This is a genomic window from Paenibacillus sp. GXUN7292, from assembly GCF_050864975.1.
Taxonomy (GTDB): Bacteria; Bacillota; Bacilli; order Paenibacillales; family Paenibacillaceae; genus Pristimantibacillus.
The window spans coordinates 103,525-122,305 of sequence record NZ_JBOZWO010000012.1 but is presented as its reverse complement, the minus strand read 5'-3'; the positions used below and the strand labels follow the sequence as shown (position 1 = coordinate 122,305).

Annotated in this window: 10 protein-coding genes; 2 read left to right on the top strand and 8 right to left on the bottom strand. The window is 45.5% G+C overall.

The features are described 5' to 3' along the window. Window positions 1-83: 83 nt before the first annotated feature. The 3 genes from ACRRU2_RS12400 to ACRRU2_RS12390 are packed head-to-tail and all read right to left on the bottom strand — an operon-like array spanning window position 84 to window position 3,646. Window positions 84-1,712: an extracellular solute-binding protein gene (locus ACRRU2_RS12400; RefSeq protein ID WP_331701133.1), complete on the bottom strand. Its 1,629-nt coding sequence runs from the start codon at window positions 1,710-1,712 to the stop codon at window positions 84-86. Window positions 1,713-1,767: 55 nt separating this feature from the next. Beyond that, window positions 1,768-2,646, bottom strand: coding sequence for a carbohydrate ABC transporter permease (locus tag ACRRU2_RS12395; RefSeq protein ID WP_432502007.1), 879 nt, complete (start codon window positions 2,644-2,646; stop codon window positions 1,768-1,770). Window positions 2,647-2,677: 31 nt separating this feature from the next. Further along, window positions 2,678-3,646, bottom strand: coding sequence for an ABC transporter permease (locus ACRRU2_RS12390; RefSeq protein ID WP_432502005.1), 969 nt, complete (start codon window positions 3,644-3,646; stop codon window positions 2,678-2,680). Between the two features lie 882 nt (window positions 3,647-4,528). Between ACRRU2_RS12390 and ACRRU2_RS12385 the strand changes: the two genes are divergently transcribed. Further along, on the top strand, window positions 4,529-4,867 hold the full coding sequence (locus ACRRU2_RS12385) for a helix-turn-helix transcriptional regulator (RefSeq protein ID WP_432502003.1): 339 nt from the start codon (window positions 4,529-4,531) through the stop codon (window positions 4,865-4,867). Window positions 4,868-4,874: 7 nt separating this feature from the next. Here the strand turns inward: ACRRU2_RS12385 and ACRRU2_RS12380 are convergent, their stop codons facing one another. Both ACRRU2_RS12380 and ACRRU2_RS12375 read right to left on the bottom strand, forming a co-directional pair. Then, window positions 4,875-5,123: a hypothetical protein gene (locus ACRRU2_RS12380; protein WP_432502001.1), complete on the bottom strand. Its 249-nt coding sequence runs from the start codon at window positions 5,121-5,123 to the stop codon at window positions 4,875-4,877. Between the two features lie 1,058 nt (window positions 5,124-6,181). Continuing rightward, entirely contained in the window at window positions 6,182-9,226 is a 3,045-nt protein-coding gene (locus ACRRU2_RS12375; protein WP_432501999.1) for a GLUG motif-containing protein, read from the bottom strand. A gap of 297 nt (window positions 9,227-9,523) precedes the next feature. Between ACRRU2_RS12375 and ACRRU2_RS12370 the strand changes: the two genes are divergently transcribed. Beyond that, window positions 9,524-12,667, top strand: coding sequence for an ATP-binding protein (locus ACRRU2_RS12370; RefSeq protein ID WP_432501997.1), 3,144 nt, complete (start codon window positions 9,524-9,526; stop codon window positions 12,665-12,667). Between the two features lie 305 nt (window positions 12,668-12,972). Here the strand turns inward: ACRRU2_RS12370 and ACRRU2_RS12365 are convergent, their stop codons facing one another. From ACRRU2_RS12365 to ACRRU2_RS12355, 3 genes are all read right to left on the bottom strand, one after another. After that, window positions 12,973-17,322, bottom strand: a complete 4,350-nt coding sequence (locus ACRRU2_RS12365) for a chitobiase/beta-hexosaminidase C-terminal domain-containing protein (protein WP_432501995.1) — start codon at window positions 17,320-17,322, stop codon at window positions 12,973-12,975. After that, the gene (locus ACRRU2_RS12360) at window positions 17,319-17,891 is read right to left on the bottom strand and encodes a TetR/AcrR family transcriptional regulator (protein ID WP_331701142.1); all 573 of its coding nucleotides are present in this window, start codon (window positions 17,889-17,891) and stop codon (window positions 17,319-17,321) included. Before ACRRU2_RS12360 ends, ACRRU2_RS12365 begins: the two co-directional genes overlap by 4 nt. A 371-nt stretch (window positions 17,892-18,262) precedes the next feature. Continuing rightward, the gene (locus ACRRU2_RS12355) at window positions 18,263-18,529 is read right to left on the bottom strand and encodes a hypothetical protein (RefSeq protein ID WP_432501993.1); all 267 of its coding nucleotides are present in this window, start codon (window positions 18,527-18,529) and stop codon (window positions 18,263-18,265) included. Window positions 18,530-18,781: the final 252 nt, after the last annotated feature.

The following is an 18,781-nucleotide window of genomic DNA, read 5'->3' as shown; positions in this document are numbered from 1 at the left end:
AGAGACAGAACCTCTGCCTTTCTTGAAATCTATTCATGAAAGTCGAGGCCTGTCTCGCTTGGATGACCATCTCTACACCTTATTTAAAAGTTGGCTTTGTTCGCTTCGTACCATTCCTGCGCCTTGGCTTCTACCGCTTCTCCGCCCAGTCGCTTCCATTCCTTGCGAATTTCCTCCAGTCCCCATGCCGCCGTATACTGGCTGCCCTGCATCGTCACTTTGGCGCGAACCTCTTCGATAAAAGGTTTCAGCGCCGTCTGAATATCGTTCAGCTCCATAAAGTTTGGCTGATACGGAATATCCCGACGGAACTTGTTTTTGGTCGCCATCTCCAATCCCTGCTGACTCAATGCCGCCAGCTTCTGGGAGATCTCGTCAGAAGCCGCCTTCACGAGCAGATCTTCAGGGGAAAACTTTGCATCCCGCACAACTGCATATTCACCCGCGTATGACACTTCCTTCTTGTACTTCTCTGCATCCAGCATTTGAGCCACTCCGTTGACATCCTTATAATGAACACCTTCTTCACCGTTCACCAACGTCTTCCATCCCTCTTCTACCATCCAGTCTAAATATTCCACTGCGGCCTTCGGATTTTTCATTTCCTTATTGAAGGCTACGAAAATATTCGGCGGCGTTTCCTGATACAGACCGAATTTACCGTTTTTGGTGGATACCGGCTCAAGCGGCACCGGATTTGCTTCCGGTTCGTTCTTCAGCATATTCCGGATATGGTTCTCCATCGCGCTGCCGCCCCAACTGCCGGCGAAGATGCCCGCTTTGCCCGTCGTCCACAGTTGGATAGCCCTTTGGAAGTTTTTGTCCGTCAAATATTCCTTGTCCACCAGCCCTGCTTCGTACAATTGCTTCTCCAGATCCATCGCATCCCCGAAGCGGTCAAGTGTGGCCCCGTACTTCATGCTGCCGTCCTCAAGGTACCATTGATTGCTGATTGCCGCGTTCATCGCTGCATAACTATCAAAAACCGTACTGCCTACCAGCGCCGTAGTATCGTCCTGATTGTTGCCATCCGGATCCTGCTCCTTGAACGCCCTCGCCACTTCGATCAATTCCTCCATCGTTGTTGGCGTCTTGAGGCCCAGCTTGTCCAGCCAATCTTGCCGGATCCACAGACCATGATTGGCGATGCCATCTATCGTCCGAGCAGTCGCGACCGTATACATTTGACCATCGAAGGTCAGGTAAGGCAACAACTCGGGATGCTCCTGCAAATATTTTTTGTAGGATGTGCTGTATTGCTCAATATAAGCGTCAATCGGCTGCAGCGCGCCTTGAGTAATCAGCTTGCCGATGTAGGCCCGATCGTATTCCCAGATCAGATCCGGCGCCTGATTCGAAGCAATAAGCACATTCAGCTTGTCCTGAGCCTGGTTGCGGGGCACAGGCACCATCGTCACGTCAATCCCGGACTGTTCCCGGATCCATTTCACCCATCGATTGTTTTCATAAGTCCCTTCGTCACTGGATACAGCCCCCCGGTCAAACGCGGAGATGCTAACCGCTTTCGGCAGATCGGCATACGGATCCGCAATCGCCGTTGCCGTTGCAGACGCTTCAACCCCGGGCGATGCAGAAGGCGATGCGGAGGGGCTGTTCGCTCCTTTCCCCGAACATCCTGCCAATGCCGTTCCCGCCAGCATACATAAGGCAGCTGTTAAAACAACCCACTTTTTTTGTTGACTGATTTTCATGCATAGACCTCCTAAATAAATTATATATATCAAGACCGCTTGGCAGTCTACGATATCAACCTTTGACGGAGCCTAACAAAACTCCCTTTACAAAATACTTCTGCAAGAAGGGATATACACACAGAATGGGTATAATCGAAAACACAATAGCTGCCGCGCGGATCCCCTCCGGCGTCAAGGTCTGTTCGGTGACCCCCTCCCCGCTCCGTAGCATCTCGGGGCTGACCAAGTCAATCATCTGATAGAGCTTCACCATCAAAGACATCTTGTCGGTGCTTCGGATGTAAATCAGTACATTCATGTATGAGTTCCACCAGCCCACGGCATAGAATAGGGTCAGCGCCGCGATCACCGGCATAGACAACGGGATAATAATCTTCAGCAGCAGCACCCATTCATTAGCGCCATCGATAGATGCCGACTCCTCCAGTTCAGCAGGAATTCCCTCGAAGAAGGATTTCATGACGAACATGTTATAGACGCTAATCAAAGCGGGTAACCAGATCGCCCAATAGGTATTTACCAGTCCCAGACTGTTGACGAGCAAGAAATGAGGAATCATCCCGCCGCCGAATAACATGGTGAACAGCACGGCCTGCAGCATGATGTTCCTACCCCGAAGTCTGGATTTGGACAACGGGTACGCAGCCAGAATGGTAAACACCATATTCAGCAGAGTGCCCACAACCGTTATTAGAACCGTATTTTTCATAGCTACGACCAATTGTCCGTCGTCAATCAGATTGCGGTAAGCATCCCAATTAAATTCGATAGGCCACAAGAATACCTCCCCTGCCGAGATCGCTCTGCTGTCGCTGAAGGAGACCGCAATAATATTAAGGAAAGGAAATACAGTTGCAGCGGCGCATAACGCCAAAAAGATGTAGTTGAACCCACGGAAAAGGCTCTCTGAGCTAAAATGTTTTGTCCTCACGTGACAATCATCCCCTTTCTTTCTGATCGGTCTACCATAACCCTCGTTCGCCCATGATCTTAATTAGCTTGTTCACGCTGACGATCAAGATCAATGCAACAATCGACTGGAACAAACCAAGAGCTGTGGTATAGCTGTATTGGAGATTCTCAATGCCGCGAGTATACACAAAAGTGCTGATCACTTCGGCCACCTGGGTAACAGCAGGATTCTTCATCGTAAATACTTGCTCGAAGCCTACATCCATGATTCGCCCCACCTGAAGGATCAGAATAATCGCTGCGGTGCTGCGAATCCCGGGCAAAGTCACATGCCAGATCTGCCGAAGCTTATTGGCTCCGTCAATCTTGGCCGCTTCATACAGAGTAGGATCAATCCCCGCCATGGCGGCCATATAGAGGATGGTGCCGAAGCCCGCCTCTTTCCAGATCCCGGAGCCTACGAAGGATATCGGCCACCAGAACGGACTCGCCATAAAATAGATAGGCTCCATGCCAAACAACCCCAGAATCGTATTGACAATACCCGTCGACGGGGACAACATGGCAATAATGATGGTGCCCAGTACCACCCAGGATATAAAGTGGGGGATGTAGAGCAGATTTTGCAGCAACCGCTTGTATCCATTCCAGCGAACTTCATTTAGAAGGATCGCCAGCACAATAGGTACCGGGAAAGCAAATACCAAATTGTACAGATTAAGCAGAAGCGTATTACGCATAACAACATAAAACTCTTTGCTGGAAAACAGCTGACGGAAGTGATCCAGCCCTGCCCAACTGCTTCCCCAGATGCCATCCGTCAGACGGTAGTTCTTGAAGGCAATGATTTCCCCATAGAGGGGCGCATACTTGAATAGCAGAAAATAGAAGGCCACTGGCACAAGCATCAGGTACAAATATTTGTCCCGAATGATATGCTTCTTTAGGCCCCGTTTAGGGACGGCTGCGGCCAAAGAAGCTTCGGCTGGCTGCGGGTGCAGGCTTTCGGAATGTCGCATGGGAATTGCTCCTTTCATGTGATGACCATTTGTTGCCCTAACGGTAGCACATGGCAAAGGAGCCGCGAAATCGCTACAATTTTATCCGTAAACGATTTTTGCTCTTTTTTAATCTTTATTTTTTGCGGAAGTCTTTATTATTTGAGGAAAATAGGTTTTTGAGGCGCGGATACTGACCCGGCGATGTGAACATCAAATAGCCCCCGACTAGCGATGGGAGCGGACTTCAAGTATGCTGTTGCTAGCTCTTCTTCATGCGGCAACTGCTCGAAAAGATGCATCAAGTATTTATAGAAACGCAACTTCAACAATGGATGGCCGGTTTGCTGGTTCCATCAAGGATTACCTGCTGTACTCACGTCTCATAACATTCCGCCGACCTGCAGCAGGTGTCTTTCAATCATTCAACCCTTACTCATTTTAATGAGTTCAATATGTCTACACACTGGTAGGAGACTGCCCCACTGCTAATACAAGTTGATATTATTAACAACATACGAGAAGACGAAATTGTTGTATGAAATGCAGGAACTTGATGGGATTCTGAACTTTACGGTGGAACTGGTCATTTTGGCTGCTTGTTCCGTCAAAAAAACGAAAAGCCATCCCAAGCAGCTAACAAACAGCTGCTTTTGAGAGACGACTTTAAGCTTAAACCCAACTATTTTTTCCCGCTTTTTTTGCCTTTTTTGTCCGACGTTCGAGTTGTTGTATTTTGGACACCATGCCCTTGCTGTTTAGACAATCCAGTTCCCCCCTTTGCAGGTGATTGGTCATAGTATACACACTTTACATCTCAATAATGTTCGGTAGGAGCAGGTAACGCTGACTTATTTGGTGAAAGTAGTCTTCTTGCCCAACTAGACTCATTTCCAGAGAGACGTGATCCAGTGGAAACATGTTGCAAATTTTGCGGGCCTGAAAAGATCCTATTTTCATGAGCTGTTCCTTCGTGAAACAGGTATGACGCCAAAGTCATACCAACATAAGTTGCTGATGAAACGAGCCTCTCAACTTCTGCGGGAGAGCAATCTCGCCGTGACCGCGATCACTGATAAACTCGGCTATCTGACCTTCGATCCGTTCACCCAGCATTTCAGCGCGTATTATGGGGTGAGTCCGAAGCAGTACCGTTTGAATCCCAAAAGGCTTGAAAAACAAGCCCCTTCCTTGCCTCTTATCGGAAAAACAAAATCACCTATCGGTGACCTAACTTGCTAGCCGACGGTTACTCTTCAGACGGCTTTCCCTTTCTCACCAAGTCTCCGTTACATTCCGGACAGACAAACACAGGGCTCTCCCCCGGTTCTAACCCATAAGAACACTCTCCTACAATGAAGTCAGGCACAGGATCTAAGCAACCACAATCTACGCAGACATAATCAATAAATACTTCTTCCTCGTCATCATCAAAGGAGAATATCTCTATCTTTTTTCCCTCTTCACTATGCTGTTCTCTACCTTTTCTTTTGCCCATTCGTTCGCTCCCCCCCCCAGTTCTTCTTATACGCTCGTTCGCTTTCTTCATCATAATAATAAATTCGACCATAATCTGCATGCCAAATCACCATAAGAGCAGCAAAGAGCGGTTTTTTATCACATCAAATGTCCAACATAAAACAACTCGTTAGAGATAACAGGTTTCGGGTTTTCGCTTAAGCATTTTTATTCGTTATTATTTCTATGAATCTCCATAGTTCACGACTGAACATCTGCCGGTAAGTTCTGTTCATGTTAGCCTCTGAATAACAAATTATCAATCATTATTTTAAAATTTCAAACTTTGGTACATTTTGAGTTGGGTAATACTACTATAGCCTGTTTACCATATAGAAGCATATTATAACTCCAGCTAGGATATAGTTTTAACAATACTATTTCCAGGTGAAATGGAACTGCCCTTGATCGGGGAATATCGATCAAGGGCAGTTAATAAATAGTCTGTGCTAGTTATAATACTTATTGAAGGTTTAGCTTGGATTATCTGAGTGTTTCCAACGTATATTCGTTCCCTTGTCCGCCAACTTATCATGTGATAATGATCACGAAATACCTACTTTTGGAGTGCCACCTGTTGCTGTGAAATCGATCCAACACATGCAGCCTGTCTATGAAAATAATTAGCTACCGCACTATTTATATCCTGTTCCCCTGAACCATTGTGCTTTTTCTGAGCGTTTACTTTTCCCCATCTCTTATGTCTAGTAGTAGAATATACATTCCCATTTTTCGAAAATTCAGAGTGAGATCAACTGCCCAACCTATTCCTGCAGCAGGATTAAAGTTGTTATAACCAGTTTGAGTTACCCCTCCGCTAGTAGCACTTACAACTCCTCGTGCACTTTCTGCAACCGCTGTGTATGCATATTTTGATGTGTGAGTTAAAGGTTCCCAACCCCCACCCCATGCAACTCCAAATCTATCTGTCATCGTCCAAACAGGTATATAATCCCAATTGTAATATTAGCTTGAGAATGCCAATTTCAAAGCCCCGATCCTCATAAAATCGGGGCACACTTCCTCACATTTACATTTTTAATTGCCAGATTCGCTATTTAACTTAAGAACATACCATAATCTTAGCAGTAGCACAGCTGCTTCCGCTCTAGTCGTCGACTCTAACGGACTAAATCGATTGTCGCCGCGCCCATTCAATAAACCTCTCGCAACAGCTTCTTGGATATACCCTTTAGCCCAATGCGGTATATCGGCATCATCGTGGAAGGTTGTGTTTCCTAGTAAGTTCCCCCACTTCATTGCTCTCCCTATCATCGCCGCCATCTCTGCTCGACTCACATTATCCAACGGTCGAAGCGAATGATCCGGGTATCCTTGTAATAGGCCCTTCTCTACCGCAATATGAACTGTAGATGTCGCCCAAGCGGGAATTTGATCCTGGTCAACAAAGCCATGCCCGGACAATGAGGAGGCTGATGAAGTCATACCCAATGTTCGGAGCAAGATCGCTGCGAACTCGACTCGTGTGATGCCGCTTTGCGGACTAAACCTCGTTTCCGTATAACCATTTACAATTCCTCGCTCGAAGGCTTCACATATGAATGACTTTGCCCAGTGACCCGTCACGTCAGAAAATGTGCATCCTGGAGCTTCCGGTGTTGTTGGAGTACCCTCACTGTCCACTACACGATGAATCGTCAGACTATATGTCTTAAGCGTGCCGTTCTCTGCTTTCACGACAATCTCGAACACATTGTCGCCTTCTGCGAGAACAACTGTTTTCTCTCCATTTAACCTTTCGCCTTCCAAGGTAACCGTAGCCCATGCACTAGAAGGAGTCGCTTTAATTATTGCTTCACTAGACATTGTTTCAGCCTGATAACTAGTTTTCTCTGCCGAAAATTGTGGCGATAATGCGAGCTCCCCACCCCCTATAGTAACGATCAAATTAGCAAGATTGGCGTTGTCAGACTGCCATGATCCAGAACCACTGCTCACTCGCTTCCAAGTCGCATACAGCAGCAGATTACTATTCAATGGTCTCTCATCACCGATCTCATATGGCATACCACTGCCATCAGACTCTGTATTCCACCCTTGGAAGAGATGTCCTGTCCTCGTCCAATTGAAATCCTCTATAGTTACAGACGAGCCGATCCTATAAGACTTGCTTACATACATCCCGCTACCATCGTTTGAATCATTCCCCATGTAAGTTAAGAAGGCTTGCATTCCTGCTAAATAAGGATATCCATAATGATGCTGATCCATGTTCCATATGGTATCGAAGTACCAGCCATCATAGTTTGCAATATTTTTCATTTGTTCAGAAGTTAATCCTTGACCCTTGTTATCGGATTGCCCTGATAAATCCATATCATAATAACTGTTCGTGATGATTCCAGAGCTGCCATCACCTACTAAGCCGCCTACATCAGATATATTTCCTATTATTGATCCTATCGCAAAACTATTTTCAATTGTTCCAGATCTATTATCCCCAACAAGACCCCCGATTGAATTAGAGCCTGGATTGCATATACCTGTTACATTACCTGTGGCGTAACTATTGGACACTTTTCCGTCATCAGTGTCACCCACTAAACCTCCGATATCATCACAACCAGCCACAGTCCCGGTTGCAAAAGAAAAAGATAGGTCACCGTCCCTGTTTCCTCCGATTAAACCACCTGCATCTACACTACCTGTGACATTCCCTGTAGAATAGCTGGAGATGACGTGGCTCTTTACCAATTCACCGATCAAGCCACCCGTGTTTTTAAGACCACTTACTTCGCCTGTCGCATAACTTAGGGAAACGTCACCATTTTGGAAGCTGCCCACGAGACCCCCTTCATTACGATTGGCAGTGACACTCCCCATTGCGTAGCTTTCAGTCATCGTGCCTGTTTTATATTCGCCAACCAAACCGCCGACATTTTTATCGCCCTGAACATCTCCTGATGCAGAACTATTTGAGGTGTTTCCTTCCATAATTAATCCTGCGAGACCTCCTACATAGTTCCCACCAGTAACAGTTCCCTCTGCAAAGCTATTTGAAATATCACCATTTCTAAAATCACCGATCAAGCCTCCTACGTACTGTTCACCATTAACATGACCTGTCGCATAACTATTCGCAACACTTCCCACAGCATAACCGATTAAACCGCCAATATAATCACTATTAGCTGTTACATTACCTGTGGCAAAGCTGTCTTTCACTTCATCCCCGTCTGAATTACGACCAATCAAGCCGCCGACATACCCAAAGTTACCTGCTACAGGTCCAAAGTCACCGACAACTGCTCCCTTCGCATAACTATTAGTGACATCTCCCCCCCTATTGCGGCCAATTAAACCACCGATATAACGCAAGTTCGCCTTCACATCACCTACTGCAAAACTATCAGAAATTTCACTGTCTCGTGATTCTCCGACCAACCCGCCGACATAACCACCCTTACTTACGACCAGGCCTGATGCAGAGTTGTGTGATACGATACTTTCCAGAGCATGCCCAATTAAACCGCCAACATAGTCGCCCTCTCCTAGGACTGACCCTGCTGCAATGCTGTTGGAAATGTTGCTTTTATCAGAATCACCTATTAAACCGCCGACATAATTATCCCCATACACCGCTCCCGACACACTAACATTATTTATTAGACCCATATGACTTCCAACGAGTATACCCACATAATCCAAGCCCCTGACTTCAACTGCAACAATGACCAAATTTTCGATACGTCCTTCAGTGAGTACATTAGCAAACAAACCCACATTGTTCGAACTTTTATCAATTATTAAATTGCTAATTGTATTGCCTCTGCCATCCAAGCTGCCTGAAAAATTAATGATTGGCTCCCATGCGATCGTTGAAGCATCAGTACTTAAATCAATATCATTAATTAGAACAAAATGACTTGTCGGATGATTTCTTATCTCGTTTAATTGTTCTGCTGTCGTAATCTGAAACGGTTCATCCTCCGAACCATCACCGCCCACAAAACTAACCGCTGCATGTACGGTCCCTACTGACGATAACCATCCCGGGTAAGGTACGGATAACAACATACAAATGACTAAAACCAAAACACCTTGTTTTTTCCACTGATTCATAATTCTCCTCCTAGTGCTATAATGCCGCCTATTTTTCAGCGACATCATAACATGGGCCAATGAAAGAATAATGAAAGATTAAATACACGCTGTTCTTTTTCTAACCCTTCTCCTTTTTAATCTGTTTTTCATATACTCTATCGCCTTCATATGTTAACGTTGATGCATATTTATATTAATAATCTGTATCATGGATTAAACGCGATGATGCTAGTAAAATATAGTAGAATAAGATCGCTGCCGCCTGTTTGAATGGTCAAAATAGGTGAAGCTCTCATATTGAAAGGAATCGGTTTTGTGAAAAATAGAAAAACGCTCACTCTAATTATGATCGCTATCACTCTTTTAACAACTTACTTTGTCCTTCACTCCTTTCGTGTATTCAACTCCAATACATTCGTGGCGAAAAATGGTGTTCTTTCATTACAGCATTGGGATTGGCAAGATGAAAAAACGATTGCGCTTGATGGAGAATGGAGCTTCTATCCTGATGAATTAATTGTGCCAAGCCCGGATGAGGATATCTTTGAACGTTATAAGAACAAACGCCAATCCATACCAGTACCTGCAGCGTGGGATCGCCATAGAGCTGAGAGCGCTACTCCTTATGGGACAGGTACGTATCGCTTGCTTATTCATGTGCCGGAGGATGACCTTTACGGAATAAAGCTGAATACGATTCGAAATGCCAGTAAAGTGTATATTAACGGGGAGGAGCTTGGCTCAGCAGGCGTTCCTTCAAAAAGCACCGAAGAATATCGCTTTGATTTCAAAAAATATGTCGTTCTTGGAAACAGTAGTGAAAAACAAATAGAACTTGTTATACTAGTTGCCAATTATGACTATGCTGTCGGCGGGATTGTCAGTTCGCTCCAATTCGGTCCAGCCGATCAAATATTAGCAAAACAAAGCCGTGAAAAATTCATTGAAGCCTTTCTTATTTCCGGCTATTTTCTGTTTTCATTTATATACTTTACGATATATTTGCAACACAAACGGAAATTCCGGTATGAGCTCTATTTCAGTCTATTCAGTTTAGCGCAAGCTGTACATATATCTGCGATAAATGAAAGATGGAGCTACTTGCTATTTCCGGAGCTAAGCCCAGCCTCACAACTAGTCATTCAAGCCGTTTCACTTACGCTTTTCGTATTATTTTTCCTGCTATTTGTTTATCATTTCTTCAACATGTCTGCCAGCAAAAAGATCGTCACTGCATTAAGTGCAATCTTAGGATTTCAAGTCTTGGCAATATGTGTATTGAACATGACCATTGATCTAATGGCAAAGGTTCCGCTTCCGTTCACTCAACTCATTATTTCAGGGACTACCGCTATTAGTTATGTGTATATTTTTATTATGCTTCTAAAAGCCTATAAACAAAAAACAGATGAATCGGACTATGTACTGGTCGTTGTTTTTGCTTTTGCTGTTTATGGTATTCTGCTTGCAATTGTCCTGTTTTTTGAAGTGGATATCGAAGTGCCGTCACTTCTTTTATTTTTAATTATGGTAATGAGCTTGGCGCTGCTAATGAGTCACCGTTCACAGCAGGCATATAATAAAGTAGAGGAACTGTCTAATGAATTGCTTGAATTTGACCGCATGAAGGATGATTTTCTAGTCAAAACATCACACGAGCTCGGCACTCCGCTCCACGGTATTATGAATCTTTCTCAATCTCTGCTGGAAGGTGTAGAGGGGCCTTTAAAAAGAAAACAGCAAGAAAGTGTTATTTTGATACACTCGGTTAGTGCAAGATTGGCAGGTTTGGTTAAGGATCTTACATTTATTTCAAAAATAAAGCAAGGTGAGGTGTCTTTTACATCCAGACCGATCGAAATTCAAATTATTGAGGAAGTGCTCGCTGAAATTGCCTATGTTATGCCGCCCACTCTGCCTGTTCAATTGATTAATACGATCCCCAAAAATTTGCCGCTTGTCTACACCGATGAGCAAAAGCTAAAGCAAGTTTTTTTCAATCTGATCTACAATGCGATTAAATTCACCAAGCAGGGAACGATCACGATCTCAGCTCAAATCATAGAGGAACAGATGCACATATCGGTTGAGGATACGGGTCCGGGTATTGCTCCAGATTACCAAGAACTCATATTTACTACCTTTTATCAAGTTGAAAGCAGCCGGACTAGAAATTCAGAAGGACTTGGTCTGGGATTAAGCATTACCAAGAAAATTGTGGAGAGTGCAGGCGGGCGTATTTGGGTAACTTCTGAAATAGGTAAAGGCTCATGCTTCACCTTCACGATCCCGCTGGCTACTAATCAGCAGCTATTGCAGCATAATGTAATAAACAATCACGAAATGAACGAACAAGTTACATCTGACCAAATAAAAAATCAGGAAATGAAGCAGTCGCAGGTTATTCTGCCAACAAAAGTGAAAGGATCAAAACCGTATACGATATTAGTTGTAGATGACGAGCCTGCCAACTTGAAGGTGCTTATTAATTTGCTTCATTCGCTTCATTATAGTGTAATTGCAGTAGGCAGCGGACAAGAAGCACTCGACATCATCGAAACGGAAAAGGTGGATCTATTAATTTTAGATTTAATGATGCCCCATATGACGGGATATGAGGTTTGCAAAATGGTCAGACAGAAGCAAGACTTAGTAGATTTGCCTGTCATCATATTAACAGCAGCGGGACAATTGTCTGACTTAGTTGTATCCTTTCAATTAGGAGCCAATGATTACTTGCAAAAGCCTGTTAATTTAAAGGAATTAGAGATGCGAATCGAGTCCTTATTATTAATGAAAAAGTCAGCGCAAGATGCTGTGGAGCATGAACTCAGCTACTTTTACGCTCAGATTACACCGCATTTTTTATACAACACACTTAATGCGATTATTGCGCTAAGTTTGTCTGACCAGAAAAAAACCCAAACTGCATTAGAACATCTTTCTACCTATTTTCGAGGAAAGCTGGATTACCAGAAGCAGCGCTCACTCGTCCCTTTGCAGGAAGAATTACAATTGGTGATGGCTTACTTAGCGATAGAGCAATTGCGCTTCCAAGAAAGGCTTCATATCGAATATAATATCGACGAGACGATTAAAACCTATATCCCAGCAATGACACTGCAGCCGCTAGTGGAAAATGCTGTTACTCACGGAATAATCAAAAATCAAAAAGGTGGAACGCTGCGTCTTATTATTGAGCGGGAACAGCAGCATATCAAAATCACGATAGAGGATAACGGTGTCGGGATTCCTCTAGAAAAGCAGCAAGAGCTAATGCGCGGTCGAAATGAGCGATTGGGCTTCACAAATCCGTTTAGAAAGCTTTCACTTATTAAAGGAGCTCGTTTTCAATTGAACAGTGAAGTGGGCAAAGGGACAACGATCATCATTCATCTGCTTGATATGAAAGACTGTTACGACCGTAGTGAAGCAAGTCCACATGAAAGACAGGCGTAAAGTCGCTGACATCGAGTGAGTTCGACCCAACTGTCCAAAAGCAATTTTTTTGAATAGCCCCTTCCGCCAAAACGGTTGGCTTCAACCTCTCATCTGGCTTACTCGACTTGCACTTCCAAATATAAAAGCCCGAACGCATGCAACGTTTGGGCTTTCAAGCAGGTAAATGCGGCTCTTGAATGCTATTCTCTTACAAGCGACACACAGCACTCCGCATGTGTCGACTTGAGAAGCGTCTGCCCCTTTGCCATTCCCCGCATAAATTACCTCGTTTCTTTCTGAAATAACGACAAAAAAGGGGGAACCTATCGATTATCTTTGTATTCCAACATTCTGAGCAGCATGACGACCGCTTCCGCCCGCGTAGCCGTATCGTTTGGTGTGAAATAGTTGTTTCCTCGGCCGCTGACAATGCCAAGCTTGCGAATCGCTTCCACTGCGCCTTTCGCCCATTTCGGAATGTCTCTGTTATCGGCGAAGCCGGTTGGCACATCGTACTCAAGAGACAGCTTTAGCGCTTTGGCAATCATCAACGCCATCTCCGTGCGGGTAATCCGCGCATCCGGCCGGAAGCTGCCGTCCTCGTACCCACTGACGATCTCTTCCTGTACAGCGAGTGCAACCGCTCGTTTGGCCCAGGCGCCGATCTTATCCCGGTCCTTGAAGGGAAGCGCCGTACCCGTTCCGTCCAGTTTCAGCACTCCTGCCAACATGACCGTAAATTCAGCACGGGTAACCGGGTTGTTCGGTTTGAAAGCACCGTCCGGATAACCGCTCACCAGTTTTTGAGCTACCGCGCGAATGATGAAGTTCTCACCCCAGTGACCAGCAATATCTGTGAATGATGGAGAGGGCTGTTTCGGTGTTTCTCCGTCACCATCCTTATTCTCAGCAACCGTCAGAACGGCAAACTTAGTAAAATGGTCAACCTCAGCCGTGATCCATTCGCCGTCAACCGTGCCGCCCACTTCCATCCACGTTTTCTTGTCTTCGTCATAGTAGAAGATGGCGACTTTGTCGTTTTTACCGACTTTGGTTGGATCGAACTTGATGGAAAGTGTGACCGGCTTCTTGAAGTTGCCGCTGAAATTTTTCAAGACCTCATATACGTGGCTCCGGAATGTTTCCTGGTCTGTCAAAAGGTCGGACGTGTCGCTCAGCTTTTCAATCGTAATGCGCAGTTCTTGTTCTGCTGCCCCGTCAGGGATATCAATTATGATCTCGCCGTCCAGACTAACTTTTCCGGAGCTTCCAACTGGAATGGCGATAATGCCGTTAGTTGAAGTCACATGGATGGAGGTGCTAGCACCCCTGCCACCTCCACCACCAGAACCACCGTTCCCCCCAGATGTTCGCGGGGTCGCTGTTGCCACATTGGAGAAGTCACTGTCGTTTCCTGCAACGAAAGCCTTAACCGCAAACGTATAGCTCGTTCCGTTCGTTAAGCCAGTGGCGGTGAACGTTGTCCCCATTACATTCGTTTGAACAGGAACCCACTCGTTCGGATTTATCGGAGCAGCTGATCCTGCAACTTTGTACACCGTGTAGGTTACAGTATCTGTTGCTGCCACAGCCGTCCAATTCAATGTCACAAAACCATCGCCCGCTGTTACAGTCTGGATCGTGGGAGCCGCTATCGGTACAACTGTGTACTGCTCCGTCAGCACTTCGCTGTCGAGCATACCCGATTTCACAGCCACAGCCTTGAGCATCATCGCACCCGTAATTTCGATCGCTTTCGTATACAGCGTGCTAGCGCTCGTTGGTATAGTGCCATCCGTGGTGTAATAGATCATTGCGCCTTCTGTTGACGACGTTAAGGTGACCTCCGTTCCAGATGCAACCGCTCCGCCTGCTGGATTAGCTAGCGGTTTGGCCACTTGTTCCAAAGGCAAGATCGTATATTGCTCCGTCAGCACTTCGCTGTCAAGCATACCCGGCTTCGCGGCTATAGCCTTGAGCGTCATTGCGCTCGTGATTTCAATCGCTCCCGTATACAGCGTACTAGCACTTGTTGGCGTAGTGCCATCTGTAGTGTAGTAGATTACTGCGCCATCTGTCGTCGACGTTAAGGTGACCTTCGTTCCAGATACAACCTCTCCGCCCGCTGGGGTGGCTAGCGGCTTGACGACCTGCTCCAAAGGCAAGAGCGTGTACTGCTCCGTCAGCACTTCGCTGTCGAGCATACCCGGTTTCACAGCCATAGCCCTGAGCGTCATCGCACCCGTAATTTCAATCGGTCCTGTATACGACGTGCTGGCGCTCGTTGGCGTAGTGCCGTCCGTGGTGTAGTAGATCACGGCTCCGTCCGTCGTTGATGTCAAGGAGACCTTCGTGCCGGATACAACTGCACTGCTCGCTGGATTGGCTAGTGGTTTGGCCACTTGTTCCAGAGGCAAGAGCGTATATTGCTCCGTCAGCACTTCGCTGTCGCGCATACCCGGCTTCGCGGCTATGGCCTTGAGCATCATTCCATCCGTGATTTCAATTGGTCCCTTATACAGCGTGCTAGCGCTTGTGGGCGCAGTGCCATCCGTGGTGTAGTAGATCACGGCTCCGTCCGTCGCTGACGTCAAGGTAACCTTCGTGCCGGATAAAACTGCACCGCTCGCTGGGGTGGCTAGCGGCTTGACGACCTGCTCCAGAGGCAAGATCGTGTACTGCTCCGTCAGCACTTCACTGTCGAGCATCCACAGTTTCGTGGCCACAGCCTTGAGCGTCATCGTACCCGTGATTTCAATCGGTCCCGTATACAGTGTACTAGCGTTCGTTGGCGTAGTGCCATCCGTGGTGTAGTAGATCAACGCTCCTTCTGTCGCCGATGTTAAGGTGATCTTCGTGCCGGATATAACTGCACCACCCGCTGGATTGGCTAGCGGTATAGCAGCTTTATCTTCCACCTCAAAGCTGACTGCCGCATCAGCGGTCTTAAAGTCGTCGACTCCGTCTGTCTTGCCATCATCCTGTACGGTATAAGAAAACTTTGCTGTCCCGACAAATGCCGGATCCAGATCGAACTCTATATGCCCGTTTATGATTTCAACGGTTCCGCCAACAGCGTTCCCAACAGAAACAATGGTTAAGGATTGAAAGGATTCGTTAGCGGGACCCGCGGAATCATTCATGAGTAAATCTGCAAATTCAATAATGATTTTGCCTGCACCTTTCATAACTTTCGGTAACGTATCATCAGTTGCAACCGGCGCATCATTCACCTCGGTTACATGGATGGAGGCCGTGACTGGATTGCTTAGGAGCGTCCCGTCTGCCTTCGGTGCAGCCTGTACTTGAAAAGAAAACGTATCGCCAGCGGCAGAGTTTGCACGGGCCTCAGGTGTAAACTTTAAGCCGGCTCCACCTTCCGCAACGGTTATAAAATCTCCATTCGTGACTTGTGTCGTACCATCATGCTTGTACAACGTTCCTCCAACAATTGCGCTGATCTTATAGTACATCACATCGACGGGATCTGCCGGATCTGGCGTGATGACCAATCCGCTTGCGCTCTGTCTATTTTCTGCGGTAAAAGCGTCGGTAACAGCGGGCGTTTTAGCATTGTCCGGTACCCATTTGGCAAACAAGATGAGATCTTCTTCCTGGATGCTGACTTTACTATTAACCGCGTAATCTTCGCCGCTGCCATCAGAAGCCGTATTCCATCCGTCGAAACGATATCCCGGCTTTGTCAACAATCCTGTATTCCCTAACACCGTTGCCCGTTCCCATCTCTCATACAAATTATTATCGACGGGAACGCTCCCACCCGTATCGTCATTTCCATTGTAAACAACACGATTTTTAAACGGCACAAAATTATAGCCTTTGTATTTCGAATTGTATAGCACAAGCATTTGAGCAGACGAGTGTGCATGTCCATAAATCGTTAATTGGGATCCGACATCCGGGAAGGGTACAAAGTACAAAGCGGTTTTACTTGAAAGAACCCTTACTTCTGATAACTGCAGATTGCCCGTAAATGCATAGTCATCTACTAGGGTCACGCTTTTCGGAATCGTTATCGAAGTTAATTGGTTGTAACCAAATACATACTGGTTTAATTTGGTGATACTATCCGGAATGGATATGGCAGTAATGTTATTTTTATAAAATGCAAACTGACCAATACTTTTAATTCCGTCAGGCAGTGACAAGCTTGTTAGTTTATTATTGTTAAATGCCGAAAAACCAATATCTTGCAAGCTATCAGGCAAATCAATATGACTGATCTGATTGGTATCAAAAGCATAGTTGCCTATTGAAATTAATCCGCTTGGCAGTGTTACCGTTTGAAGATTGTAGCATCGTGCAAAAGCCCATTCCCCTATGCTAGTAACAGTGTCTGGTAGCGTTACTCCAATAATATAAGCATTATAAAAAGCCTCATTTCCAATTGCTGATACTATTTTACCCCCCAGTTGATCCGGAACCACCACATGATTATTATTCTTGTACACTTTATATTTCGTAATCGTGACCGTCCCGTCTGTGTTTTCAATCCAATTATAATCCGCTTCGCTTGCATAAACTTCATGTCCAGCCAATAGAACAGTAAAAAAAAGCAGCGCACTAAAGAAAACGAATCGCATGAGCCTCATCATAATGAGTTCCTTACATCCTTTCATAAAATAGTTAATTTTGAAATGAGATTCACTCATTCCTTCATCATCCCTTTTAACAATAAATCGGCGACCTGGGCCGCCAAGCGATCCGCATCACTTAAACCCGGCAATAACCGTGTATCCGCAAGCCGTTCAATCATGCTTACTAAACATTCAGCTGCAAATTCCATTTCCAAGTCGCTTCTAAAATAACCCGCCTGCTGTTCTTTGACCAGATTCCTTGTAATCATTTGAACCATACTCGCTTTAACTTGTGTCCTGTTAGGATCGATGAATAATCCAATTCTCGTTAATTCGGGGTCAGCCGCTAAAAAATCAAAAAGCACTTTTAAATTTGTTTTGATATTCTCGCTAACTTCCCCTATCTCTCTTTCTGGTTCAAGCAAACTGCTATCAACTAATGCCTTCACACGATTATGAAAGATTTCCGTTATTTCTAAAAATATCGCTTCTTTGCTAGGAAAATAGAGATAGAATGCAGGCTGAGTAAGACCGGCTACGGCAACAATATCGCTGATTCTAACGTCATGATATCCCCTTCTGGCAAACTCAGATACAGCTACTGCAAGCAACCGAGCTTTACTCGCTTTTCCTTTGTCCTTCATCAAGGCTGACATATCCAGTCTCCTTTCAAATAACTTACTATAGAATAACATTACTACAAAGTAACTTATTTGAAAAGCACCTTAATCCCTACAATACAAAAACGCCACCGACAGTTTTACGTTAATTGTTGACTTTAGCATCCTGCAGCAACTCAGCATAACAACGAGTTCCAAAAAAACTTTCGAAGTAGTTATTGTAAGCCATACAGAAATTCAGATATACTTTGTAAAAAATGTGTAAAGATCACGTGCAGCTAATGACAAGTCGGGGGCAAAAATATGCTGGGAAATATGATTGGGAAAATAAAGTCGGGGCTGGGCGGAGACGGACTTGACCGGATAGAGTATCACAAGGTGTGGATGCTGTTCACCTACTTGTTCTGCGTAGTGTCAGCTTCGGTAGTCGGACGCACAGCGGCGGATGCTTTGTTGCTATCTCGCTTCGACTCCTCACTGCTCTCCAAAATGTACTTGCCGCAGGCGGCGGCACTGATTGTGACAGGGCTTATTTTCCAAAAATACGGTCCGCGTGTACGAATGGACAAACTGATTTTGCGGCTTATTCCTGCAATTTCCTTGCTCGTATTTGTATCAGCTCTTGGCGTATCATGGCAGTTGGATTGGATATTGCCGATCATATACGTGCTTTATGATGTGTTTAATTTTCTAATGATCGTCTGCTTTTGGCAGTTCACTTCGTTCGTGCTCGATCAACGCAAAGCCAAGCGAACAATTGGAATAGTTGGCAGCGGCGGGCTCGTGGGCAGCATTATAAGCGGCTTCGGGATAAAAGCTGTAGTAGCAGCGGTCGGGACAGCTAATCTCATCTACTTCTATGGCGCACTTCAACTGGCGGCATGTCTGGCGGTACTCCTGCTCGTCCGAATGAG